Raw genomic sequence first — 23767 nt, 5'->3', positions numbered from 1 at the left:
TGAAAATCTTGGAAACGGAGCGTCAGCGGAGTGAAGATTTTTAGTCCCCGATAGCCGTAGCGCCGGGCGGGTTTTCGCAGCGAAGCGGAGAAAACCTGCAAGGCATCGCGACACGGCGTCAAGTCATGCGAGAGCCTAAGTTTCGACCCCTTGTTGGATCGGAACGAGGTGACGCGGACGAATCGGGGCCTCCGCAGGCATGAACTGCCAGCAAATTTTTCGCGCTGAAATCGGATGGGACCCATTTCAGCTTTACCGAAAAATGCTGGCGCTCTTGATTTACCACCGGGACTCCGCTCGGGGTGAGCGCATCGAAGCCGAGGCTGGTGTGCTCTTCGGCAGGCTCAGTATCCTCGCTCAAGGCGCTAATCTCGCCGTTTGTGGCGCGCTCACGTTTTAGCTGGGTATTTGTTGGCGGTTCCGGCTAAACTGCCGGCTAAGCTTGTTACCCAATCGCCATGCTCAGTAAAGACTTACTCCTTCAGGCCGGCAAAGCCATCCGGACTCAACCCCTGCGCGCCGCGCTGATTATTTTGGCGATGAGCATAGGCGTGGCTGCCGTGAACGTGTTGACTGCATTGGGCGACAGCGCCCGCAATTATGTGGTCCACGAATTCGAATCGTTGGGTACCCATCTGGTTATCGTCCTGCCCGGCCGCACCGAAACCACCGGCGGCCACCCGCCCTTGTTCGGCGAAACCCCTCGAGATTTGACGTTGGACGATGCCGCTGCCTTATTCCGCAGCAAACACGTCGCGGCGATAGCGCCGGTTAGCATCGGTTCCGCGCCGGTGTCGGTAGGCGGCCTAGAGCGGGAAACCAATGTGATGGGTTCCACGCATGCTTTGCTGCGTGTGCGGCATTTGACGATGGCGCAAGGCCAGTTTCTGCCGGAGGCCGACGCCGATAAGGAAGTCTCGGTGTGCGTGATCGGCAAAAAAATCAGCGAGGAACTGTTTGCGCACCAGCAAACGGTGGGCCAGTGGCTGCGTATCAACGACCGACGTTTTCGCGTCATCGGCGTATTAGCCAAGGAAGGTCAATCGATAGGTACCGGTTTCGACGAACTAATCATTGTGCCGGTGGCCTCCGCGCAAGCCTTGTTCGATAGTCATTCCTTGTTTCGGATTTTAATTGAAGCGCATTCGGAAGCGGCCATGTATAAGGCCGTCGACGAGGTCCGCAATATCATCAAGCTGCGCCATGAAGGCGAGGACGACGTGACGGTGATTACCCAGGATAGCGTGGTCAATACCTTCGACAAAATCCTCACCGCGTTGACTTTCACGGTGGCCGGGATTGCCGCCGTCAGTCTGGCGGTGGCCGGGGTTTTGGTGATGAATGTGATGCTGGTCAGCGTCAGCCAACGCACTGCCGAAATTGGCTTGCTGAAAGCCTTGGGCGCCACGCAAGGCCAACTACAACGCTGGTTTTTATGCGAAGCAGCCTTGCTATCCCTGGCCGGCGCGCTGGTCGGCAGTGTGATCGGCCAGTTCGGTATTTTGATCTTGCAGTGGTTGTATCCGAATTTTCCGGTTGCTTTGCCGATTTGGGCCAGAGTGTCGGCCTTGGCCGTCGCTTTAGTGACGGGGCTTGTTTTTGGGGTGTTGCCGGCTCGCAAGGCGGCGCGACTCGACCCGGTCGCGGCATTGGCGAGGCGCTAAGATGAACTGGCTGGATTTAGCCAAACTGGCGTTACGCAGCATCAGCAGCCACAAGCAGCGCTCGTTGTTGACCGCCCTGGGCCTGATTATCGGCATCGCCGCCGTGGTGATTTTGACCTCCATCGGCCGCGGTATTCATAGTTTTGTGTTGGCGGAATTTACCCAGTTCGGCACGCATCTGATCGCGGTTTATCCCGGTAAAACCACGACCTTTGGCTTGTCCGGCGCCACCATCAGCACCGTGCGGCCTTTGTCCACGGCCGATGCCGCTAGCCTGGAAAATCTGGATCATGTATTGGCAGCGATGCCGATGGTACAAGGCAATGCCCGGATCGAGGCCGGCAACAAACAACGCCGCGCCAATGTATTTGGCGTCGGTGCCGCATTGCCGCAAGTATGGCAATTAAAAGTCGATAGCGGCCGCTTTTTACCCGACGACGGTCTGGATAATCCGCGCGCGTTCGCGGTGTTAGGCAGCAAGATGCGCGCTGAATTATTCGGTAATATCAATCCGCTAGGGCAACGGATTCGCATCGGCAGCGACCGGTTTCGGGTGATCGGGGTGATGCAGGCCAAAGGGCAGATGTTGGGTTTTGACCTGGACGATACGGTGTTCGTTGCCAGCGGCAAGGCCATGGAGATGTTTGATCGGCAGAGTTTGATGGAAATCGATTTGCTATACAGCAGCGAGACCAACGCGGAAACGGTGGAGCAAGCCATCAAACGTCGCTTGATAGCGCGGCACGGTGCCGAGGATTTTACGATCGTTACCCAAAACCAGATGCTGGAGAAAATGGATTCGGTATTGAGTGTATTAACCTTGGCGGTGGCGGCGCTGGGCAGCATCTCGTTACTGGTGGGCTCGGTCGGTATTCTCACCATCATGACCATCGCTGTGTCGGAACGGGTGTCGGAGATTGGTTTGTTGCGGGCTATTGGTGCCGAGCGTGGCATGGTGTTTAAGCTGTTTCTCGGCGAAGCGATGTTGCTGAGCCTGGTCGGCGGTTCCGGCGGCGTTTTGTTGGGCGTGGCACTAGTAAAACTCGCCGCCGCTTTCGTTCCGGCGCTACCGGTGCAATTGGCCTGGAATTACATCGTTGCCGCTTTTGCAATTTCCCTGTTTATCGGCGTTGCAGCCGGTGTGGTGCCGGCCATCAAGGCCGCCAGACTGAATCCGCTGGAAGCGTTGCGGGCGGAGTGATCTGCATCATGCCCAGCACCGCCGTAAAAATAAGGATTATCGCGGCGTCTGTCAGCCTGGCGATTGGCTTCGGCCAAGTTGGATTCTGGGCTATGCTTATCAGCATTTGCAGCCAATGTTTTTCAAGAGGCCTTTATGCTGAATATTAGTAATTATTACGAGCGATTGGTGATAGACCGGCTTTGGAAGCTTGCTGAGCAGGCCGACGAGCCTTTCAGTCAAGCATTTCAGGAAGACGTGGCTTGTCTGGCGCTGAACAAATTACCGCCGTGTTATGTGCGAAACACTATCGATAAGGGTATTAATGTCAGCGAGCAGCAATATCAGGAGATGGCCAACGCTGTCGATATGGCGGTGGAGCAGGCGATACAGCAGGTTTTGCGCCGGCCTCGCGAGCATCGGAATGATTGAGTTTTTGCCATTAACCTTTGAGTTCGCCGATTCCGTAAAACCATGAAAAACGCTTTAATTTTTTTGCTAATGGCTGGCGGTTTGCAGGCTTGCGACTCGGCACCCGCCGATAAATCCAACCCGCCGACAGCCGTGTCGCAGCCGCTGGCAGATGCAATGAAGCAACCCATGGATCAGGCCAGGGACGCAGAAAAGCAGATTTTTGAAAGCGCGGATCGGCAGAAACAGCAGGCAGACGAGATGTAAGGTGGGGCAGAGATTCGATACCCGATGTTATTGAATCTCTGCCGCCAAGTACCCTGCCGCTGGTGCGAGCAGGGTGGGTTGGGCTTACTTAAATTTAGGGCAGTCGAGATAGTCGGGATGTGCGGAAATAACCACGGCAACCCGGTGATTCTGATCCGCCGTGTTATCGGGGCCGCCCGCTTCGCCGATAGCTTTAGAGACCAGTTGCGAAGCTCTGGCGCCGTTTTTAATCAGCAGTTCGCTAACCGATTTAGCCCTTCTTTCCGATAAGGCTTGGTTAGCCGCAGGTTTGCCCACTGTGTCGGTGGAAGCGGTGACCGTTGCTGTCGAATCGGGGTGGTCGTGTAAAAAGTGACCGATATGGCTGATGGTGTCTTCCTTGGTTTTAAACGGCACATGGCTGCCGGATTTGAAGTAGGCCACGGTTTCGTGAATGGTTTCCACGTGATGGTGGTTTTGCGAATGAGCTTCGGTCAGCCATTGGCAATACTCTTTTTCCGAGGCCAAAACGTGTGCCGCAGCTGATTTTGCCGCCTCTTGCGCTTTCAGAGTCTCGTCGATGTTCCAGTAATAATCGTTTTGCCAGTGTTTCAACACATGATTGGCTGTTTTCAAGTCCTGTTCAGCCGCTGAGGCGTGGAGCAAAGCTTGGCCGTAATGACCTTTGGATGCAGCATCAATTTCAGCGCTGAGCCCGGCCACATCCTTTTTCGGAGTGGAACAGGCGGTCAGCGATAAAGCCAGAACGGCAAGCGGGATGTATACGTATTTTTTTGTCATGATCTTATCCTCAATATCGAGCGGTATCGTCCGCGTTACTTGCCATGATCCAGCGTGTCGGTATAGCCGTGATCCAGCGGGCCGAAATGAGTCCAGTAGCCGGGGTAATGCAGGCCGAAGTAACGGGTATCTTCGCTAAAACGATCCCAGACGTATGGCGGAGAGATAAATTCATCGGTGGGAATCGGCGAGGCAATCAGCTCCGCTACGCCTATTACAGTGCGGCTGACGGTGTGAGCCACGCCACGCAGCAGGCCCCAACTCGAACCCAGCAGAATGTTTTGGTCGTGAGTGATGTTGACCACGTTTTTAGGGATTTCAATAAAACTGAAGGTGGTGTTAGCAAAGCCTTGGCTAACTCTGGAAGTGAAACCTGCCAGATAACCCGGATGGTTTTCGTCCGCATTTGCCATTTGGCTGGCCAACAATGCACCTGACAGCAAACAGGTGGTGAGGAATTTATTTTTATTCATGTTAGGTACTCCCGTGGTGTTACAAATTTAATTCTACTTAGCATGCCTAAGCATAGCAGCAGAATGCCGAAAACACTGGAAGTTGGACAGTAACGCACGGCGCGAAGAAATGCAAATACCTTATGAAGCCAGGTGTTTGTATTGCCCGGTTGGCAAGCCAAAGTTATCGGGCGTCGATTTCTACGCGATTTCGGCCGTTTTTCTTGGCGCGGTAAAGGGCGTCGTCGGCGGCTTGAATAACGGCTTCCAGGGAGGTGTCGGCTAATATCCGGCACGAGCAGACGCCAATCGAAAGGGTGGTAGGTATGGGCTGATTTTGGTATTGAAACGCATGCCGCATTACTGTTAGTCTGATGCGCTCCGCCAGCGCGGTAGCGGCATCGCTGGAAATATCCCGCAATAACATGATGAATTCCTCGCCGCCGTAACGGGCCAGGAAATCCTCCTGGCGCATTTCCGCATTCAGGATTTTCGCCAATTCTTTAAGGACCTGATCGCCGGCGAGATGGCCGAAATTGTCGTTGGTGCGCTTGAAATGGTCGGCGTCGCACATCATCACCGTCAATCGGGTTTCGTTGCGTTTACAAAAAGACAATTCCTGTTGCGCGCGCAGCATGAAGGCGTTGCGGTTAAGAATGTTGGTCATCGCATCCAGATTCGCCGCCGCGTAAAGCGCCTGTTCGGATTTAGCTTCGTTGGGGCGTTTGTAATCGATTTTTAGGTAGGTGTCGCCCAACAGGATTCTGTCGAGTAATTCGAGTTTATGCTTTGCGACGCGCTTGCCGTTGACGTAGGTGCCGTTGGTGGAGTTTAAGTCTTCCAGCAGGATATGCTGGTTTTGTACCCAGAGCCGGCCGTGGCGCCGGGAGACCTTAGGGTCGGGAATCAGGATGTCCACGGCAGGTTCGCGGCCCAACACATGCTGATGATGGTGTAATTTGTATTGCTTGCCTTGATCGCTGCCGGATAACACCACCAAATACGGCTCCAGCTCCGAAGCGTCACGACCGTTTTCGGATAATTTGCCGATTAAGGTGTTGGACAAGATTAACTGAGTTTTGTCGGGAGGCGTGGTCATCGGGCGAGTCCTAATCATCTCCTGGCTTGGGCAAGCAAATATGCTTTTGGGGCGTTACTCGGGCAATTGTGAGACTATCTTGCCGGCTAGGCGTGCTGTAAGAAACCTCCTACATGGCCTCAGTGTCGCAGATAGCCGGATAGCTAGCAAGGGACGATGCTGTGAGCACGTGGCCAAACGATTTGAGGCCATGTTCTGCGTGGCGCGGTAAGAACCGCTCAGCGGAGCCGAAGCGCGTGGCTTCGGCTCGATTAGTGGTTAAGCAAAGGCTTTTTTGAAAAACTCCGGCATTGCCAGACTGGCTTTGTGAATGTCGCTGTTGTAATAAACCGTCTCGAAACCTTTATTGGCGGCGTCCTGCTCGCGGAATGTGGACAAGTTGGCTTTGCTAGCCATCGTTGCGCTCCACCAACCGGATGGATAAATACATTGCGGGAAGAATACGGTTTGCTGGTGTTCAAAGCCGGCGGTCCGCATTTCCTCGCGCATTTCTTTCAGGATTTTCATATGCAGCAAGGCCGATTCGCTTTGCTGCACGACGATGCCGTTTTCACTCAAGGCTTTGTAGCAATCCTTGTAAAAATCGGCGCTGAACAAGCCTTCGGCCGGGCCGACCGGATCGGTGCTGTCGACGATGATAATGTCCACGCTATTTGGCGCGGCGTCTTTCACCCATTTGATGCCGTCGATGAATTTCAGGTCGGCGCGCGGATCGTTGTTGGATTCGCATAGTTCCGGAAAATAGATTTCCGCCAAGCGGGTGACGCGCTCGTCGATGTCGATTTGCACGGCTTTTTCCACGCCCGGATGCTTCAATACTTCCCGCAAAGTACCGCAGTCGCCGCCACCGATGATCAACACGTTTTTTGGGTTGGGATGGGTGAACAATACTGGATGGCTGATCATCTCGTGATAAAAGAAATTATCCCGGGTGGAGACCATGGTGCAGCCGTCGATCACCATCAGATTACCGAACTGTTCGGTTTCGTAGATTTCCAGAAACTGAAATTCGGATTGCTCCTCGTGCAGTTTACGTTTAATTTTTAATGAAAAGGCCGAACCGGAAGGCTCTTGGGCTTCGCTGAACCATTGGGCGTCGAGCATGTGAAAGTCCTGTAAAAAGTCATATAACGTTCATCATTATACTTTAGAATTTCTACCTCTTTATGACAGTTAGGATACCGCGCGTGCCGACACAACCCTGGTCGATTGAACAATCCAAGCAGCTTTACGCTATTCAGCAATGGGGTAACGGTTATTTTTCGATTAACGACCAAGGCCATGTCTGCGTAAAGCCGCAAGCCGATTGCGCGACCGAAATCGATCTGTTCGACATCGCCCAGGCCTTGCGGGGCAAGGGCTTGAACTTCCCGGTGCTGGTGCGCTTTACCGATATTTTGTGCGACCGCATCCGCCAGTTGCAGCAGGCCTTCGACCAAGCCAGAGCCGCGAACCATTACAGCGGCCATTACACGCCGGTCTATCCGATCAAGGTTAATCAGCAAGGCAATGTGGTGGAAAGCATCGTTGCCGCCGAGCACATCGGCCTGGAAGCTGGCAGCAAACCGGAGTTATTGGCGATCTTAGGACTGGCCAAACCTGGCGGCACCATCGTCTGCAACGGTTACAAGGACCGGGCTTATATCCGCATGGCTTTGATGGGCCAGTTGATGGGCTTGTCGGTGTTCATCGTCATCGAAAAGCCGTCCGAACTGGAGATGATCATCGAAGAAGCCGCCAAGTTACAGGTGACGCCGTTGATCGGTTTGCGAGTGCGATTATCAACCATCAGCGCCGGCAAATGGCAAAACAGCGGCGGGGAAAAATCCAAGTTTGGCTTACACGCCAGCGAAGTGTTGCAACTGATTGCCCGCTTGCAGCAATTGAAGATGCTGAACTGCTTGCAACTGATGCATTTTCATATGGGTTCGCAGATCGCCAATATCCACGACATCAAATTGGCCTTGAAAGAAGCCGGCCAGTTTTATCTGCAATTGCATCAATTGGGTGCCAATATCACCACCGTCGATGCCGGCGGCGGTTTGGGCGTGGATTACGACGGCAGTGGTTCGCGCCGCGAATGTTCGATTAATTACAGCGTCAACGAGTACGCGGAAAACATCGTCCGCGCCTTTGCGGAAATGGCGCAGCAACACGGCTTGCCGCAGCCCAATATCATCACCGAATCCGGCCGGGCCATCACCGCGCACCACGCGGTGTTAATTACCAACGTCACCGAAGTGGAAAGCCTGCAAGGTGCGGCGACAGCGGTGGCGATTAGCGGGCAAAATATCGCCGAGGCCTACCACAATGCCCAATTCAATATGGCCGAAGCTCGGGCCCAGTTTGTGCAGGGCGATTTGTCGCTGACCGAGCTCGCCGAAGCCGAAAAGCACTATGTCAGTTTGTGTCAGCAAATTCAGCGCGAGTTGAACCTGGATAACCACCATCACCGGGAGATTTTGCAGGAACTGGATGAAAAGCTGGCGGACAAGGTATTCTGCAATTTCTCCTTGTTTCAATCGATGCCGGACATTTGGGGTATAGACCAGATTTTCCCGATCATGCCCATTCATCACTTGCAACAGCAACCCAACCGGCGCGCGGTTCTACAAGACTTAACCTGCGATTCGGATGGTCGTATCGATCAATATGTCGATCATCAGAACATCGCCAATACCATGCCGCTGCATACCATTACCGAAGATCAGGACTATCTGATCGGCTTCTTCATGGTCGGCGCCTATCAGGAAATTTTGGGTGATATGCATAATCTATTCGGTGACACGCATTCTATTAACGTCGAGTTGGACGAGCAAGGCTATCGTTTCGGCGATTTCATGGAAGGCGAGGATGTCAGCGAATTGCTGGATTATGTGCATATCAATACCGAAGCGTTAAAAACCGCCTACCGGCAAAAGTTGGACGTTAGCGGATTAACGGCAGTGCAAAAGCAGACTTTCGAGCAGGAGCTGCTGGCCGGATTGAATGCTTATACCTACTTGGAAAAATAGCTAAGGCGATTGAAGGATAGATAAGGGTACTGCGCCTCAGGCGCTTAAAGGAACGAGGGCGCGCATGAAAATAGTTCTGATGGTTTTAGTATTGCTATTCGGTGGTATGGCTTGCAATAAACCAAAGCCAGCCTTAAGCAAGCTGCCGGATAACGCCGTCATTCTGGCCTTTGGCGATAGCCTAACTTATGGAACCGGCGCTTCGGCCCAACATGATTACCCCAGCATACTCACGCAACTGACCGGCCGCGAGGTCATTAATGAAGGAGTTCCTGGAGAAATCAGCAGTGCAGGCCGGCAGCGCTTACCGGCATTGCTGGATGAATATCGGCCCGACCTATTAATTTTGATACACGGCGGCAACGATATTTTGCAACAAATCGCGGCGGAACAAACCCGCGACAATCTGAAAGCCATGATAGCCGAAGCCAGGCAACGCAATATCCCGGTAGTTGTCTTCGGTGTGCCGGCGTTTGGGATCGTGTTTTTACATAGCGCCAAAATTTATGAAGAGCTGGCTGCTTCCGAAGGTGTGCCTAGCGATCTGGATAGTTTGCCTAACATTCTGGCAAATAACGAGCTTAAGTCGGATACGGTCCATCCAAATGATAGGGGATATCGGCTTTTGGCGGAAAATGTGGTCGCGTTATTACAAAAACACGGAGCGTTATAATCGCCCGCGCGGTCTTTTAGTACCCAACTAAGACGCTATAATGGTCCAGACAACATTTCGGGGGATATGACATGCGGGTAGGCTTGATCGGATTGGGGGCAATGGGCCAGGGCATGGCGCGTAATCTTGCCAAGGCCGGCCTCTTGACCGCGGTTTACAATCGTACCTTTAGCAAGGCCGATGCCTTGGCGACCGAATTGCAAATTGAGGCTTGCGAGACTATCGAACAACTGGCCGGTCAAGTCGATGCCGTGTTGATCTGTGTGTCGGCCGACAAAGACGTGTTGGTGGTGGTTGATGCTATTGCCAAAGCCATCCGGCCCGGCTGTGTGGTGGTGGATATGTCCACAGTCAGCAGTGAGACGGCTACAGTCGCGGCGCAAAAACTTGCGGAAAAGCATGCGGCTTTCCTCGATGCGCCGGTATCCGGCGGGGTGGAAGGCGCCAACAAAGGTACGTTGGCCATGATGGTGGGCGGTGAGGCCGAGGTACTCGAAAAAGTACGGCCGGTGTTGGCGGCCATGACCGCACGTATCGAACACATGGGCAGTGTCGGCTCCGGGCAAGCCTGCAAAGCAGTGAACCAAATCATGTGTGCCGGGATTAACCAAGCGGTTACCGAAGCCTTGGCTTTTGCGGAGGCGCAAGGTTTGCCGATGGACAAAGTCATCGAAATCGTCAGCGGCGGCGCAGCCGGCAACTGGTTCTTGCAGCATCGCGGCAAGACCATGACGCAAAACCAATTTCCCCCCGGATTTAAATTAGCGCTTCATCATAAAGACTTAAAAATAGCCCAGCATATGGCGCAACATGCCGGCGTAGGTTGCCCGCTAACCATTACTACGCTCGCAGACTATGCCAAACTGATGGCCAAAGGTTATGGCGACGAGGATATTTCCGCGTTGTATCGATTAAAACAGAAACGATCTCCCAATTAGTTTACAAGGTGTAACGATGAAAATTACGGTGTTTGGCAGTGGATATGTAGGTTTGGTGACGGGCGCCTGTCTGGCCGAAGTGGGCAATCAAGTGCTGTGCATGGATGTAGACCAGCGCAAAATCGACCAACTCAAACAAGGCGTCATTCCGATTTACGAGCCGGGTCTGGACGAGATGGTCAAGGACAACGTTGCCGCAGGACGTTTGAGCTTTACCACCGATGTTAAAGAAGCTGTGGATTTTGGCTTGTTTCAATTCATCGCCGTCGGCACGCCGCCGGACGAAGATGGTTCGGCCGATTTGAAATACGTACTGGCCGTGGCGAAAAGCATCGCCGAACACATGAGCGATTATAAAATTGTCGTCGATAAATCCACCGTACCGGTCGGCACCGCCGACAAAGTCAAACAGGCCATCAAGGGCGTATTGGCCGAGCGCAGCCAGGAATTGGAATTTGATGTGGTCTCCAATCCGGAGTTTTTGAAAGAAGGCTCGGCGCTGGACGATTTCATGAAGCCGGACCGCATCATCATCGGCACCGACAATCCCAGAACCGCCGAATTATTGAAAGCGCTGTACGCGCCATTCAATCGCAGCCGGGAACGGGTGATTACGATGGACATTCGCTCTGCCGAGTTGACCAAATACGCGGCCAACGCGATGCTGGCCACCAAAATCAGCTTCATGAATGAACTGGCCAATCTGGCGGAAAGATTGGGTGCCGACATCGAAAATGTTCGCCATGGTATCGGTTCCGACAGCCGTATCGGATACAGCTTTATCTACCCCGGCTGCGGCTACGGCGGTTCCTGCTTCCCCAAAGACGTGAAAGCCCTGGAACGCACCGCCCGCGATTACGGCTATCAAGCCGAATTGCTGAGTGCAGTGGAAAACGTCAACGACCGGCAAAAACATCGCTTGTTCGAGAAAGTTTCCACACACTACCCTGATGGCGTGAAAGGCAAAACCTTCGCGTTGTGGGGGCTGGCGTTTAAACCCAACACCGACGACATGCGCGAAGCCCCCAGTCGCGTGCTGCTGGAAGCCTTGATTGATGCTGGGGCGACGGTGCGTGCCTACGACCCGGAAGCGATGGAAGAAGCGCATCGGATCTACGGCGACAAAGCCGGTTTGGTATATTGCGCCAAACAGGCGGATACGCTGAACGATGTGGATGCATTGATCATTGTCACCGAATGGAAACAGTTCCGTAGCCCGGATTTCGACGATTTGGGTCGCCTGTTGAAAGACAAGGTGATATTCGATGGGCGGAATATGTATGAGCCGAGGTTGGTTAAGCAGTTTGGGTTGCAGTATTACGCGATTGGGCGTTGATTAGTTTTTTTATTGGGTTTCGTTTGCCCCGGGCTTGTCCAAGGGTTATCGAAGTCAAGGTGTCGCTGGCGCGACGGTTTGATTTAATGTAGGGTCTCGGCCCGACAGCCGATGTACTTTCGCTACGAAAACCATCCCTGGTTTTCGCCCTTCGGGCCAGCCTATCGGCTGTTCAAATTCGCTCCTGGCGAATTTGTGCTCGGCCAAAAGAAAGTACCCAAAGAAAAGGCGGCCCGGATGCCGCTTATTCCCTGCGGGCCGGAGCTTTTATCGAGGGTCGGCAGAAGGGGCTTCCCAGCCCCTCCGCCGACGCGCCGCATCCTTGCGGCGCCCCTTTGGGCTGATCTCGATAAACGCTTCGGTGCTCGGCGCGGCATACGGGAGAAAACCGTCCCGGAATTAAAAGTCGGTTGATGACAAACAATGTAGCCTCGATGGAGTGAAACGAAATTGAGGTTTTGATGGCTTCCATTCCCCGGATTCCGCTGCGCTTCATCCAGGCTACTTGCTGGCGGTTTATCGGGATTGGTTTTAGCTGACCGCAGCGCGGCAGGCTTGAATTCCCAAGCGGCGCGTGGGAACGAGTAAATGATACACAGAAAGGAAGATCATATGCAGATCAATAAATTACCGTATCGAAGCGCATTTTCAGAAAGATATACGGTTTGTTGGGCGTAAGAAATGACGATTCAACTGCATCACTTCGAGTTAACAAAGGCTCAGCTCAATCAAATGCCTGAGCCTGAGCGAAATCTCCTTGTAATGCTTGCTCATGCCGCGAACGAAATTAGCGTGCTGGCGAAGTTGTTTCATTTTTGCTCCGGCAATCGATCGGACATTCCTGTGCTTGAGCGCGCCGAGAATTCGCAAGCGCTTCTATTGGGAAGATTGTTGACGGGAAAATTGTATGAATTCTGGAATCTTCTTCAGACTGGCTACTTCGCAAGTGCCCTATCGCGCACTTACGACACCGCCATAGATGATGCTGGTCGGAACGCGCTTGTATCTATGAGGCGTTACTTCGGGCGTGACAATCTGATTGCGCGTGTGCGTAACCACCACGCATTTCACTATGACATAGAGCAAATTCAGAATGGATTCCGTTCACTAGCAGACGGTGAACCTCTCGATATCTATTTGGCTCAGGCAAACGCCAACTCGCTCTTTGCATTTGCGGACACGATTGCTGGACGAGCGATGCTGGAAGCCATCGCTCCGGGTGATCCTGCTAGGGCATTTTCTGGTCTCATCTCCGAGACTAGCCGCGCCGTTGGGTGGGTTAATGTTGTCATCGGTTCGCTGATGGTCGCCTGTCTAGAACGGAATTTGGGTGGCAACCTCTATAGCCTCGGCGCACGTACAATTGACATTGAAGGTGCGCCTTCATCACAAGTTGTCCAAATCCCGTATTTCATTGAGGTGGCTATGGGCACCCAACAAAGTGCTCAAGAAGGACGCGCGGAAGAGCCGCGCGCCTCTTAGCACTGGCGTTAGGCATCAGAAAAAATTCGTGCCACTCCAACACAGTGACGCAAAGAGGAACATAAAAGCCCAGTAGGGTGGGCACGATTTAGTGCCCACGCGGGGTGAAAGCCAATGGTGGGCAAAATTGCCCACCCTACAAGGGGATGTTTTTCTCCCGTATGCCGCGCCGAGCACCGGAGCTTTTGAACGGATCAAGCCCGTTAGGGGCGTCGCAGGGACGCGGCGCGTTGACGAAGGGGCAGGAAGCCCCTTTCGGCAACCCCGTTCAAAAGCGAGGAGCGCAGGACAAATCGGCAGGATAGCCGATTTGCATGCACCGCACCCGAAGGGCGAGGCACAAGGATTTGCCGAGTGAGCTAAGCGGCATCCGGGTGGCCTTTTCTTTGGATACTTTCTTTTGGCCACGCACAAATTCGCCTGGAGCGAATTTGAACAGCCGATAGGCTGGCCCGAAGGGCGAAAACCAAGGATGGTTTTCGTAGCGAAAGTATCGCGGCTGTCGGTCCGCGAACCGGCATTAAAACCAGCAGTCGCGCCAGCGACACAAAGCTAAGAAGATCGAAGCTGACTATGCTTCACCCCATACCCAAAATAAATCAAAAACCCAATCGCCAGCCAAACGAACAACCTGATCCAGGTATCTACAGGCAAGCCCGCCATCAAACTCAAGCACACTAAAATCCCGCCAATCGGCACGTAAGGTACGGCCGGGCATTTGAAGTGGCGTTCCATTTCCGGGTGGCTGTTGCGCAAGATCCAGACGCCGCCGCAGACCAGCACAAACGCAAACAAAGTACCGATACTGACCAACTCGCTGAGTTTCTCGATGGGCATGAAGCCAGCCAACAAAGAGACTGCGACGCCGACCAGAATGGTGGATAAATGCGGGGTTTGGAATTTGGGATGCACTTGCGCGAACAACGGCGGCAGCAATTGATCTTTGGCCATGGAGAAGAAGATCCGGCTTTGCCCCATCAGCAGTACCAGCATCACCGAGGTCAGGCCGGCAATGGCGGCAATTTTAATAATCGGCGACAGCCAGCTCATGCCGACATGATCGACGGCCAGCGCAATCGGCGCTGGGACGTTGAGTTCGGTGTAAGGAATGATGCCGGTCAATACGCCGGCCACCAGAATGTAAAGCAAGGTGCAGACCGCCAGCGAAGCGATGATGCCGATGGGTACGTCGCGTTGCGGGTTAATCGCTTCCTGCGCGGCGGTGGATACGGCATCGAAGCCGATGTAGGCAAAGAAAATCACCCCGGCGCCGGTTAGGACGCCGCCGAAGCCGAAGGGGGTAAAGTTGGCCCAGTTGTCGGCTTGGATATGCCCGGAGCCAGCGACGATAAACACCACGATCACCGAGAGTTTGATCAACACCATCACGAAATTGAAGATCGCGGATTGGCGGATGCCGATTACCAGCAAGCCGGTCAGTAGCAAGATAATGCTGACGGCGGGTAAGTTGATGAAGCCGGCCTCAGGGTTGGCCAGATAAGCCGTGGTCAGATAAGTGGGTAAATGCACCCCAAAGTTTTCCAGAAAGCTGGTGAGGTAGCCGGCCCAGCCTATCGCGACCGTGCTGCTGGCGAGTGCATATTCCAGGATCAAATCCCAGCCGATAATCCAGGCCATGAGTTCGCCCATAGTCGCGTAAGCGTAACTATAAGCGCTACCGGACACCGGAATCATGGCCGCCAGTTCGCTGTAACACATGGCTGCCAGGCCGCAGGCGATGCCGGCTAAAATGAACGACACCACGATGGCTGGGCCGGCATATTTGGCGGCGGCGATGCCGGTCAACACGAAGATACCGGCGCCGATGACTGCGCCGATGCCTAGGATGGTTAAGTCCTTGGCGGTGAGGGTTTGCTTTAAGCCATGCTGGACACCGGTCAGGGCTTCGACGGATTTGCGTTGCAGTAACTGCTTGGGGATTTGCATGAAGTGGTCTCGATTATTTGGAAGGGGCCGGCTTGACTGAATCGGGCAGGTTTTGGGCGCCGTCAAAGCGGGTGCCGGTCGTCACCGCCTCGGTGAAGATCGCATCGTGCAATTTGGCTTGCGAGAAATTGGCATTGGTCAGATTGGCGCCGGTCAGGTTGGCGCCATCCATTTCAGCGGAATACAGGTCAGCGTTCTGTAAGTTGGCGTTATTTAATTTGGCGTGTTTCAACATGGCGCGGCCGAGTTGGGCATTGCTGAGGTTGGCGCCGGTCAAATTGGCGCCTTTCAAGCTGGCGCGCATCAAGCCCATCGATTGGTTCTTCATGTCCGCCGCCCACTGCACATTGCTGAGATTGGCATGGCTTAAATTGGCGCCGTCCATAATGGCTACCACCCGGCTACCGCTCATGTCGGCGTTGCTGAGGTCGGCGTGCATCAGGCTGACGCCGAAGATGCTGGTGTTGGCTAGATTGGCGGCGCTGAGCTTGATGTTGGTCATCACCGTTAAATCCAGCGTCAGGCCTTGCAGATTGCTTTTGTTCAGATTGGAACGTCTTAAATCGGCGCCCCATAAATCGGCATTGCGAAAATCCAGGTTGGATAAGTCCAGATCGGTCAAATCCTTACGACGCAGGTCGGCGGGGTGTTGCTTGTCCGCTTTGGCCAGCATTTGTTCCACTTGGGCTCGGGTGAGGTCGGCGGCATAGGCTATGCTTTGACTCGCCAGAATTAGCGTTATTACTGTTTTGATCGATAAGTTTGTCATTAAAACCTCCGCAATATTGTCATTGTTGGTTCGGGTAATGCGCTAGTCAGAACCGTTTTTGGTTGATAGTAACAGGGTCTTAGTCAGACTCAACCAGAAAATACGGTAGTGATTGTAACTGGGCTTTGCTCGGAATTATCGGCAAGTTGGCCGGGGGCTTTGTAACGACGCGCCGGTTCAGTTAACGTAGCTTGCGGAATTGCTGTTACATTACAATGTGTTTGAAAACCTAAGCGTTTTCGACTTTTCAGCGTTGCATTATTTGCCTTATACAAAAAATAACATGACAGAAACTTCGCTAGCCGCGCTTGTCGTTGATTTGGATGGTACGCTGACGCCCACCGATACCCTGGTTGAGTCGGTGTTGCAGGTCTGCAAACGGCAGTCGTTCGCTGTATTTAAATTGCCGATTTGGTTAGCGAAGGGACGGGCGGTTTTTAAAACCCGCGTAGCACAAGCTTCGTCGCTTGATGTCGAGAGTTTGCCTTATCGAACCGATTTACTTGAGTATTTGCGCGCGGAAAAACGGAAGGGCAGGCAGTTGGTGCTGGCCACCGCCGCACATTCCGATATAGCCGATGCTGTTGCCAAGCATCTGGATTTGTTCGATAAGGTGCTGGGCAGCGATGAGAACCATAACCTTAAAGGTATCAACAAGCTGGAGGCCATCCGCGAGGCGGTGGGGCCTAATTTTGTCTATGCGGGCGACAGCAAGGCCGATTTGCCGATTTGGCAGGCTGCGCAGGCGGCGATACTGGTCAATACCTCAAAGTCCGTCGCTAAAACTGTGCGGGCAAATACCCAGATAGAACAGGAGTTTACTTCCGGCGTCAATCAACTCCGCTTGTGGTTGCGGGCGTTGCGGGTGCATCAATGGATGAAAAATCTGTTGATATTCGTGCCGTTGTTAACGGCGTTTTCGTTTGATGATTTGGATAAGTTGGGTACTGTTGTACTGGGCTTCTTCGGGTTTTCCTTGGCCGCGTCCGCCACATATATGGGTAACGATTTGTGGGATCTGGATAGCGACCGTAATCATCCGCGTAAGAAATTTAGGCCGTTTGCCAGCGCCGAATTGCCCATTTTGAAAGGTTTGGCAGCCGCTTGCGGGCTATTGCTAACCGGCCTGGTGTTAGCGTTGGCCGTATCGCAGGCCTTTTTGGGCATGTTGCTGCTGTATTTATTCGTCACCACGACTTATACATGGCTATTGAAATCCTATGTGTTGATCGATGTAATGGTGCTATCTCTGCTGTATACCCTCAGGATTATTGCCGGTTCCGTGGCCGCGGCGGTAGCGACCAGTTCCTGGTTGTTGGCTTTTTCGGTGTTTATCTTTTTCAGTCTGGCTTTAGTCAAGCGTTGTTCCGAACTGGTCGCTTTGCAACAAAAAGGCCAGGAAACCACACATGGCCGTGATTACCGGGCGGTGGATCTGGTAGTGCTTTGGCCCTTGGGCGTCAGTTCCGCGTTGTGCGCGGTGGTGGTGTTTGGTTTATTTATTACCTCGGCGGAGACTCAGATACGTTACCTAAATCCACAGCTGTTATGGTTTGTGGCGATAGGCCTGATTTACTGGCTGGCGCGGTTGTGGATAAAAACCGCTCGCGGCGAAATGCATGATGACCCGTTAGTGTTCGCGGTGCGTGACTTCGGTAGTCGGATCACAGTTCTCTTGATGCTGTTCGCCACATTAGCCGCTCATTTTTCACATTGGGAATAATTCATGCAAATTCTACTGATCGCTATTTTTAGCATCGTCCTGTCTGTCGCCGCGCAGTTTATGTTGAAGCTCGGCATGTCCAGTGTGGATGTGAAGCAAGCTATGGCCGGGCCGCTGACGCCGCGCCTGCCTTGGATCGTATTTACCAACAAATTTGTGTTTGCCGGATTTACCTTATACGGTGTCGGCGCCATAGTTTGGTTGAAGGTTTTGGCATCCTGGGATGTCAGTAAAGCCTATCCCTTGGTAGGCTTGGGTTTCGCATTAACCGTGCTGATCGGGATGCTGCTCGGCGAGACTGTCACCGCTTTCCGCGTCTTGGGCATTTTGTTGATTTGCGAGGGAGTTTGGTTGGTGGCCAATTCCTGACCCTGTTACGAGATAACTAATAAGTATGACTTGGCAATTCAGAGCTCTTTTACATCAATTATGCATTCTGTCAGCGATGTCGCTAATGCTGATGGTGCATATGCACTACCGGTCGCCGAGTTTTCCGTTTACCCCTGATAGCGCCAGCTATATTGAACAAGCCAGAAATTTTCTCAATTCCGGCAGCTTGCTGATTACTCCGTATGGTTTGGCGCCGGGAGATCAGGATCAGGTCGAGAATCGCTTGTTTCCCGTGGGTTTTGCCGTCGTCCTGGCGGCTGTTTCCAGTTTTGGTATCGATGCAAAAGATGCCGCGATAGGTTTGGCGCATTTTTCTGCCATTACATTGCCGTGGTTATTATTTTTCAGTTTTCGCCATAGCATCGGCCCCATCCTCGCCTTACTGTTGGCAGGATTGGCGGCGTTATCACCGGGTGTGCTCAGGCATTCGTTGATGGGGCTGACCGATGTGTTCGGTTTATGGTTAGCGGTGGCCGTCATTGGGTTGACGCTTAACTCGCGGTCAATCTATGGCTTTATCTTCGCCGGTTTGCTTGCCGGTATGGCTTACGCAATCAGAAATGCGCATTTAGCACTGCTGGCTAGCGTTATTTTATATTTTGGCTATTGCTGGTTAAGCAGTGCAGCAGGGGAACGGCGCGTTGTTTTACTGCACGCTGTCGCGGCGATGTTTGGCATGTCCGTGGTCGTAGCGCCGCTGCTGCTCAGAAATATACTGATCTTTGGGTCGCTGAATCCCTATTTGATGGGGCCAAGCACGATAGGTTTTGTCGAGAATTTGCGCACATATATCGAGGCTTTGCTAAAGGATGCGACGGCCTGTAGCGAATGTGCCCGGTATGTGGCGTGGTCTCTGCCCGGTTTACTGGGTTTCGGGGTTTTGATTATTGCCGCTGCCTACGCGGTTTATAAATACCGCTGGTCCAAGCTACCGACTTTCGGTAAAAAAGCTTTCGCTATTTCAACGATTTATCTGGCTGTAGGGTCCTGTGTGGTCGTTGCTGCCCGTACCCGCTATCAATGGGGCGAGGTGATTAATCTTCGCCACACTCTGCAATATTCCCCTTTTTTATGGGCTGGAATGTTTGCGCTGTTGGCCGATCATGGCACGCAGCCCGTTCTTAATGCTTGGAAGCAGGCCAAATTGGCGATGTTTGTTTGCTTGGTGTTTTTCCATGTTAATTATGCGGTCTCTTCGGAGAGTTTCCGCAACAGCGATAACGATTACCCGAAATTGGCGCAGGCATTTTCAACTGGAAAAGCCTATTTGTGCGGCAATCAGGCCGATACTTACTTGGTGTCTAATTGGGCGCATGTGTTTCGGATAGAGTGCGGCGCACGAGTCCGCCAGATTGAGGCAATTGCGGCGGGGCCAAAGGGTGATGAAATGCGAGCGTTCATGTCCGCCGGCGATGGGTATGTTTCAGTGCTCGACGTTGTCAGCGACATAAAACAGCAAGCTGGCAGCAGGCCAATACGCGTCGGTTTATTTCCGGGTCGATTCGGTGTGGAAACTGAAAATTTGCCTTTGTCAGCCGTCGATGAACGGCGAATAGTGGCAAATGGCTGGCATATTATTAAAAATGATCAACAGGGCCTGATTCTGGAGTATCCAAAAGTCGGCTCAGAGCAAATGAATTCGCAATGACGAGTTATCGCAAAAATATGTTTAGGACGGCTCTTGATTTTGACAACAAGCAACTAAACCTGTGTTTGGTCAAAATTACCGCGCAACAGGCCTTGCTGGCTATTGTTAGGGCGGCGTTACCGGCTGAGATTGCTCCGCACGCTCAACATTGCGTGGTGTCGGGTGCGCAGATGCTATTGTACTGCGATTCGGCCAGCTGGGCATCGCAAATTCGGTTTTTCAATCGAGCGATTTTAGACAAATTGCATGCTGCGGGGCATCCCTATATTGTCCGCTTGCAGGTGCGCATTGTCCCGCCGATAGCCGAGCCCGTTCGGCCAAAACGCACACCGCGCTTGCCGTCAGCGGAAAATGTCGGTTTGATTGCACAGCAGTTTAAGCTGGCGGATGAACAGGATGTTTTGGCTGCGGCGTTGACGCGTTTGGGCGCTACGTTGGCGAAACGCTTGCGGGAAGATTAGGAAGTTTTGGCAGGATTGTGGCCGATCAAGTTGACCGGCCACGGAACAGCTTTATGTATGCGTGATGAGGGATTAGCCCGTCGCGCGTGCCGATGTTTGCGCGGAATGCATGAAGGAAATCGGTGCGTCCTCGGCATTTTCGAAAGTCACCATTTCCCAGGCGTCTTTGTCGTTCATCAGGCTTAGCAGCAACTTGTTGTTCAGCGCATGACCGGATTTGAAGCCCTGGTATTCGCCGATCAGGCTGTAGCCCAGCAAATACAAGTCGCCTATGGCATCAAGGATTTTGTGTTTCACGAATTCGTCTGCATAACGCAGACCATCCTCGTTTAAGACTTTATCGTCGTCCACCACGATGGCGTTATCCAGGCTGCCGCCCAGTGCCAGATTGTTCTCGCGTAAAAACTCGATGTCCTTCATAAAGCCAAAGGTGCGGGCTCGGCTGACTTCCTTCACAAACGTAGTCGAAGAGAAATCCATCACCGCCGTTTTCAAATGCTCGGAAAACGCCGGATGTTCGAAATCGATGGTAAAGGTGACTTTAAAGCCATCGAATGGTTCGAACGCGGCCCATTTGTCGCCGTCTTCCACACGTATGGCGCGTTTGATACGGATATATTGTTTGGGTACGTCCTGCTCGACCACTCCGGCCGATTGCAACAGAAACACAAACGGTCCGGCGCTGCCGTCCATGATAGGCACTTCGGCGGCGCTGACGTCGACAATCGCGTTGTCTATGCCCAAACCGGCCAAAGCCGACAGCAAATGTTCGACGGTAGACACCTTGACGCCATCGCGGACCAAAGTCGTGGACAGCTTGGTTTCGCCGACATTTTCAGGACGCGCGGCTATCATCACCGGAGTTTCCAAATCCACACGGCGAAAACGGATGCCGGTATCGGGCTCGGAGGGGTGCAGGGTCAGATACACTTTATCGCCGGTATGCAAACCAACGCCAGTGGCTCTGATGGTGTTTTTTAAAGTACGCTGTTTAATCATGAAATGCCGACAAATAGGTAAAACAAGGCCGGGGAGTCTATCACAGATTATGCGATAGCTCCCCCCGAACTTGGCTCAGCTGCCTCATAGACGTGCCGCAAAAGCGGCCCTTAGTCTGCTTGGCGTCTTAAGAAAGCCGGTACGTCCAGGTAATCCAGGTCCACATCGTTTCTAGGTTGCGCGCCGAAGCGGGATTCCCGAGTCGATTCCTGTTTTTGCTGGCGGACGATGGTCGGTTTGTCCAGTTGATCGTAATTGATTTCGCCGGCCGCGACTTTTTTCACCAAGCTGATAGGCGAAGCCGCTTGTTTGGCTTTTTCACCCATGCCGGTGGCAACGACGGTGACTTTAATTTCCTGGCCCATCGCCGGGTTGACCGCCATACCGATTTTCATGTCGGCGTCTTCGGAAGCGAAGGCATGCATGATGCTGCCGATTTCGTCAAACTCGTTCAAGCCCAAGTCGCCGTTGGAGGTGACGTTCACCAGAATCCCGCGCGCGCCTTGCAGATTGTTGTCGTCCAACAATGGGCAAGCGATGGCTTTTTCCGCCGCCAAACGGGCGCGATTTTCGCCGCTCGCCACGCCGGTGCCCATGATGGCGCTGCCCATATTGGACATCACGGTTTTCACGTCGGCAAAGTCGACGTTCATCAGGCCAGGGTGAGTAATCAGCTCGGTGATACCTTGTACCGCGTCGCGCAACACGTCGTTAGCAGCGCGGAACGCTTCCACCAGCGATTTATTGTTGCCCAAAGTCGGCAGCAATTTTTGGTTAGGAATGATGATCAATGAATCGACCAGTTTTTCCAGTTCGCGTAAACCGGCATCGGCCACGCCTTTTTTCTTGGAACCTTCAAAATCAAAAGGTTTGGATACGACAGCGACTGTCAACACGCCCAGTTCTTTCGCCACTTCGGCAAATACTGCGATCGCTCCGGTACCGGTACCGCCGCCCATGCCTGCGGTCAGAAACACCATGTCGGCGCCGGCAATGACTTCGCGGATGCGGTCACGATTTTCTTCCGCTGCTGCTCTGCCGACTTCAGGACGGGTGCCCGCTCCCAGGCCTTTGGTGAGTTCAACACCCAATTGCACGATGGACTCTACGCTCATTTCCCGCAGGGCTTGGGCATCGGTGTTGGCGCAGATAAATTGCACGCCATCGATACCGTCTTCCACCATGTGATTGACCGCGTTGCCGCCACCGCCACCTACGCCGATGACTTTGATAACCGCGGTGCCGCTACTATCCAATAATTCATATTTCATTTTCACACCCTCCAGACAAAAAATTAAAAATTTCCTTGAAACCAGCTTTTGATTTTTGACAACAGATCCGCGCCATCATCGTTCATGCCTAACGCCCGGCCGTGATGATCCTTGCCGTAAAGCAACAAACCCACCGCGGTCGAATAAATCGGGTTTTCCGCTACATCGGTCAATCCGGATACATGCAGCGGTACCCCCATGCGAACCGGCATATGGAATATTTCCTCCGCCAATTCGACCAATCCCCTCACTTGCGAACTGCCGCCGGTAATCACCATGCCGGCGGCAATTAAATCTTCATAGCCACTTCTTCTTAACTCTGCTTGTACCAGCAGCATTAATTCTTCATAGCGCGGTTCGACGATCTCAGCCAGATTCTGCGCCGAAATCTTGCGCGGCTCGCGGTCGCCGATGCTAGGCACCGCGATGGTTTGTTGCGGGTCCGCCAATTGCGTCAACGCGCAAGCGTATTGGCGTTTGATTTCCTCTGCGTTTTTGGTCGGTGTGCGCAGCGCCACGGCGATGTCGTTGGTGACTTGATCGCCGGCGATAGGAATCACCGCCGTGTGCTTGATCGCGCCTTCCGAGAAAATCGCTATATCGGTGGTGCCGCCGCCGATGTCGATCAGACAGACGCCCAGATCTTTTTCGTCGTCGGTCAACACCGCCGCGCAGGAAGCCAGTTGTTCCAGCACAATGTCATCGACATCTAGTCCGCATTTACGAATACATTTGACGATGTTCTGTTCGGCGCTGACGCTGCTGGTGACCATGTGTACCTTGGCTTCCAGGCGAATACCGGACATACCGATCGGCTCCTTGATGCCTTCCTGCTGGTCGATCACAAACTCCTGCGGCAAGATGTGCAGGATTTTCTGATCGGCCGGAATCGCTACCGCCCGCGCCGAATCGATCACTCTATCGATGTCGTGTTGGGTCACTTCCTTTTCCTTGATCGCCACGATGCCGTGCGAATTCAGGCTTTTAATATGGCTGCCGGCAATCCCGGCAAATACCGATTTGATCTGGCAACCCGCCATCAATTCGGCTTCTTCTATCGCCCGTTGGATGGAGTGCACGGTCGATTCCAGATTGACCACGATGCCTTTTTTCAGGCCCTTGGACGGTGCGGTGCCGATACCGATCACTTCGATTTCGTCGCCACCGCGGTATTCACCGACGATAGCCGCGACTTTCGACGTGCCTATATCCAGCCCCACTAATAAATTTCGATCTGTCTTTTTGGCCATTGTTTATGCTCAG

At 53.2% G+C, this 23767-nt stretch carries 22 protein-coding genes; 13 read left to right on the top strand and 9 right to left on the bottom strand.

The window, feature by feature from the left end:
• Window positions 1-458: 458 nt before the first annotated feature.
• The 4 genes from EBB_RS01725 to EBB_RS01710 all read left to right on the top strand — a co-directional run bounded on the left by EBB_RS01725 (window position 459) and on the right by EBB_RS01710 (window position 3522).
• Window positions 459-1664 (top strand): ABC transporter permease, encoded by a 1206-nt coding sequence (locus EBB_RS01725; protein WP_192392190.1) that lies wholly within the window; start codon window positions 459-461, stop codon window positions 1662-1664.
• Window position 1665: 1 nt separating this feature from the next.
• Window positions 1666-2865 (top strand): ABC transporter permease, encoded by a 1200-nt coding sequence (locus EBB_RS01720; protein ID WP_192392189.1) that lies wholly within the window; start codon window positions 1666-1668, stop codon window positions 2863-2865.
• 135 nt (window positions 2866-3000) lie between these two features.
• Complete coding sequence (locus EBB_RS01715) at window positions 3001-3276, top strand: late competence development ComFB family protein (RefSeq protein WP_192392188.1); 276 nt, start codon at window positions 3001-3003, stop codon at window positions 3274-3276.
• 42 nt (window positions 3277-3318) lie between these two features.
• The gene (locus tag EBB_RS01710) at window positions 3319-3522 is read left to right on the top strand and encodes a hypothetical protein (protein ID WP_192392187.1); all 204 of its coding nucleotides are present in this window, start codon (window positions 3319-3321) and stop codon (window positions 3520-3522) included.
• A gap of 84 nt (window positions 3523-3606) precedes the next feature.
• Here the strand turns inward: EBB_RS01710 and EBB_RS01705 are convergent, their stop codons facing one another.
• The 4 genes from EBB_RS01705 to speE all read right to left on the bottom strand — a co-directional run bounded on the left by EBB_RS01705 (window position 3607) and on the right by speE (window position 6957).
• Window positions 3607-4302: an OmpA family protein gene (locus EBB_RS01705; protein WP_192392186.1), complete on the bottom strand. Its 696-nt coding sequence runs from the start codon at window positions 4300-4302 to the stop codon at window positions 3607-3609.
• Window positions 4303-4337: 35 nt separating this feature from the next.
• Entirely contained in the window at window positions 4338-4775 is a 438-nt protein-coding gene (locus tag EBB_RS01700; protein WP_033156807.1) for an exosortase system-associated protein, TIGR04073 family, read from the bottom strand.
• A gap of 163 nt (window positions 4776-4938) precedes the next feature.
• Complete coding sequence (locus EBB_RS01695) at window positions 4939-5853, bottom strand: GGDEF domain-containing protein (protein ID WP_192392185.1); 915 nt, start codon at window positions 5851-5853, stop codon at window positions 4939-4941.
• Window positions 5854-6111: 258 nt separating this feature from the next.
• Window positions 6112-6957 (bottom strand): polyamine aminopropyltransferase, encoded by an 846-nt coding sequence (gene speE, locus EBB_RS01690; protein ID WP_192392184.1) that lies wholly within the window; start codon window positions 6955-6957, stop codon window positions 6112-6114.
• Window positions 6958-7040: 83 nt separating this feature from the next.
• Between speE and speA the strand changes: the two genes are divergently transcribed.
• From speA to EBB_RS01665, 5 genes are all read left to right on the top strand, one after another.
• Window positions 7041-8867, top strand: coding sequence for a biosynthetic arginine decarboxylase (gene speA / locus EBB_RS01685; RefSeq protein ID WP_229427521.1), 1827 nt, complete (start codon window positions 7041-7043; stop codon window positions 8865-8867).
• 64 nt (window positions 8868-8931) lie between these two features.
• Entirely contained in the window at window positions 8932-9540 is a 609-nt protein-coding gene (locus tag EBB_RS01680) for a GDSL-type esterase/lipase family protein (RefSeq protein WP_192392182.1), read from the top strand.
• A gap of 71 nt (window positions 9541-9611) precedes the next feature.
• Window positions 9612-10478: an NAD(P)-dependent oxidoreductase gene (locus EBB_RS01675; protein WP_192392181.1), complete on the top strand. Its 867-nt coding sequence runs from the start codon at window positions 9612-9614 to the stop codon at window positions 10476-10478.
• Between the two features lie 16 nt (window positions 10479-10494).
• On the top strand, window positions 10495-11814 hold the full coding sequence (locus EBB_RS01670; protein ID WP_192392180.1) for a UDP-glucose dehydrogenase family protein: 1320 nt from the start codon (window positions 10495-10497) through the stop codon (window positions 11812-11814).
• A gap of 681 nt (window positions 11815-12495) precedes the next feature.
• On the top strand, window positions 12496-13296 hold the full coding sequence (locus tag EBB_RS01665; protein ID WP_192392179.1) for a hypothetical protein: 801 nt from the start codon (window positions 12496-12498) through the stop codon (window positions 13294-13296).
• Window positions 13297-13848: 552 nt separating this feature from the next.
• Here EBB_RS01665 and EBB_RS01660 read toward each other — a convergent pair.
• Both EBB_RS01660 and EBB_RS01655 read right to left on the bottom strand, forming a co-directional pair.
• The gene (locus EBB_RS01660) at window positions 13849-15243 is read right to left on the bottom strand and encodes an amino acid permease (protein WP_192392178.1); all 1395 of its coding nucleotides are present in this window, start codon (window positions 15241-15243) and stop codon (window positions 13849-13851) included.
• A gap of 13 nt (window positions 15244-15256) precedes the next feature.
• On the bottom strand, window positions 15257-16012 hold the full coding sequence (locus tag EBB_RS01655) for a pentapeptide repeat-containing protein (protein WP_225587198.1): 756 nt from the start codon (window positions 16010-16012) through the stop codon (window positions 15257-15259).
• Window positions 16013-16295: 283 nt separating this feature from the next.
• On the opposite strand from EBB_RS01655, the gene EBB_RS01650 reads away from it, so the two are divergent.
• Genes EBB_RS01650 through EBB_RS01635 form a run of 4 tightly spaced genes read left to right on the top strand, consistent with a single transcriptional unit; the run spans window position 16296 to window position 20234 of the window.
• Window positions 16296-17735 (top strand): UbiA family prenyltransferase, encoded by a 1440-nt coding sequence (locus EBB_RS01650; protein ID WP_192392177.1) that lies wholly within the window; start codon window positions 16296-16298, stop codon window positions 17733-17735.
• Between the two features lie 3 nt (window positions 17736-17738).
• Window positions 17739-18104 (top strand): DMT family transporter, encoded by a 366-nt coding sequence (locus EBB_RS01645; RefSeq protein ID WP_033156796.1) that lies wholly within the window; start codon window positions 17739-17741, stop codon window positions 18102-18104.
• Window positions 18105-18129: 25 nt separating this feature from the next.
• A complete protein-coding gene (locus EBB_RS01640) occupies window positions 18130-19773 on the top strand; it encodes a hypothetical protein (protein ID WP_192392176.1) in 1644 nt (547 codons plus the stop codon).
• A 17-nt stretch (window positions 19774-19790) separates the two neighbouring features.
• Window positions 19791-20234 carry a DciA family protein gene (locus EBB_RS01635; RefSeq protein ID WP_192392175.1) on the top strand — a complete coding sequence of 148 codons (444 nt, stop codon included), beginning with the start codon at window positions 19791-19793 and terminating at the stop codon, window positions 20232-20234.
• A gap of 72 nt (window positions 20235-20306) precedes the next feature.
• Here EBB_RS01635 and lpxC read toward each other — a convergent pair whose 3' ends face one another.
• The 3 genes from lpxC to ftsA form a co-directional block, all read right to left on the bottom strand.
• On the bottom strand, window positions 20307-21233 hold the full coding sequence (gene lpxC, locus EBB_RS01630) for a UDP-3-O-acyl-N-acetylglucosamine deacetylase (RefSeq protein WP_192392174.1): 927 nt from the start codon (window positions 21231-21233) through the stop codon (window positions 20307-20309).
• A 110-nt stretch (window positions 21234-21343) separates the two neighbouring features.
• Complete coding sequence (gene ftsZ, locus EBB_RS01625) at window positions 21344-22504, bottom strand: cell division protein FtsZ (protein ID WP_036278068.1); 1161 nt, start codon at window positions 22502-22504, stop codon at window positions 21344-21346.
• A gap of 23 nt (window positions 22505-22527) precedes the next feature.
• Window positions 22528-23754: a cell division protein FtsA gene (ftsA, locus tag EBB_RS01620; protein WP_020483769.1), complete on the bottom strand. Its 1227-nt coding sequence runs from the start codon at window positions 23752-23754 to the stop codon at window positions 22528-22530.
• Window positions 23755-23767 lie beyond the last annotated feature (13 nt).

The organism is Methylomonas fluvii (assembly GCF_014850975.1).
GTDB classification, from domain to species: domain Bacteria; phylum Pseudomonadota; class Gammaproteobacteria; order Methylococcales; family Methylomonadaceae; genus Methylomonas; species Methylomonas fluvii.
This window is presented reverse-complemented; position numbering and strand designations above follow the sequence as displayed.

Coding starts and splice junctions, on each gene's coding strand:
- EBB_RS01670 (WP_192392180.1), top strand. CDS start 10,495: ATGAAAATTACGGTGTTTGGCAGTGGATATGTAGGTTTGGTGACGGGC.
- EBB_RS01665 (WP_192392179.1), top strand. CDS start 12,496: ATGACGATTCAACTGCATCACTTCGAGTTAACAAAGGCTCAGCTCAAT.
- EBB_RS01650 (WP_192392177.1), top strand. CDS start 16,296: ATGACAGAAACTTCGCTAGCCGCGCTTGTCGTTGATTTGGATGGTACG.
- EBB_RS01680 (WP_192392182.1), top strand. CDS start 8,932: ATGAAAATAGTTCTGATGGTTTTAGTATTGCTATTCGGTGGTATGGCT.
- EBB_RS01725 (WP_192392190.1), top strand. CDS start 459: ATGCTCAGTAAAGACTTACTCCTTCAGGCCGGCAAAGCCATCCGGACT.
- EBB_RS01645 (WP_033156796.1), top strand. CDS start 17,739: ATGCAAATTCTACTGATCGCTATTTTTAGCATCGTCCTGTCTGTCGCC.
- speE (WP_192392184.1), bottom strand. CDS start 6,957: ATGCTCGACGCCCAATGGTTCAGCGAAGCCCAAGAGCCTTCCGGTTCG.
- EBB_RS01635 (WP_192392175.1), top strand. CDS start 19,791: ATGTTTAGGACGGCTCTTGATTTTGACAACAAGCAACTAAACCTGTGT.
- EBB_RS01695 (WP_192392185.1), bottom strand. CDS start 5,853: ATGACCACGCCTCCCGACAAAACTCAGTTAATCTTGTCCAACACCTTA.
- EBB_RS01710 (WP_192392187.1), top strand. CDS start 3,319: ATGAAAAACGCTTTAATTTTTTTGCTAATGGCTGGCGGTTTGCAGGCT.
- EBB_RS01720 (WP_192392189.1), top strand. CDS start 1,666: ATGAACTGGCTGGATTTAGCCAAACTGGCGTTACGCAGCATCAGCAGC.
- EBB_RS01675 (WP_192392181.1), top strand. CDS start 9,612: ATGCGGGTAGGCTTGATCGGATTGGGGGCAATGGGCCAGGGCATGGCG.
- EBB_RS01655 (WP_225587198.1), bottom strand. CDS start 16,012: ATGACAAACTTATCGATCAAAACAGTAATAACGCTAATTCTGGCGAGT.
- EBB_RS01705 (WP_192392186.1), bottom strand. CDS start 4,302: ATGACAAAAAAATACGTATACATCCCGCTTGCCGTTCTGGCTTTATCG.
- EBB_RS01715 (WP_192392188.1), top strand. CDS start 3,001: ATGCTGAATATTAGTAATTATTACGAGCGATTGGTGATAGACCGGCTT.
- ftsZ (WP_036278068.1), bottom strand. CDS start 22,504: ATGAAATATGAATTATTGGATAGTAGCGGCACCGCGGTTATCAAAGTC.
- ftsA (WP_020483769.1), bottom strand. CDS start 23,754: ATGGCCAAAAAGACAGATCGAAATTTATTAGTGGGGCTGGATATAGGC.
- EBB_RS01640 (WP_192392176.1), top strand. CDS start 18,130: ATGACTTGGCAATTCAGAGCTCTTTTACATCAATTATGCATTCTGTCA.
- lpxC (WP_192392174.1), bottom strand. CDS start 21,233: ATGATTAAACAGCGTACTTTAAAAAACACCATCAGAGCCACTGGCGTT.
- EBB_RS01660 (WP_192392178.1), bottom strand. CDS start 15,243: ATGCAAATCCCCAAGCAGTTACTGCAACGCAAATCCGTCGAAGCCCTG.
- EBB_RS01700 (WP_033156807.1), bottom strand. CDS start 4,775: ATGAATAAAAATAAATTCCTCACCACCTGTTTGCTGTCAGGTGCATTG.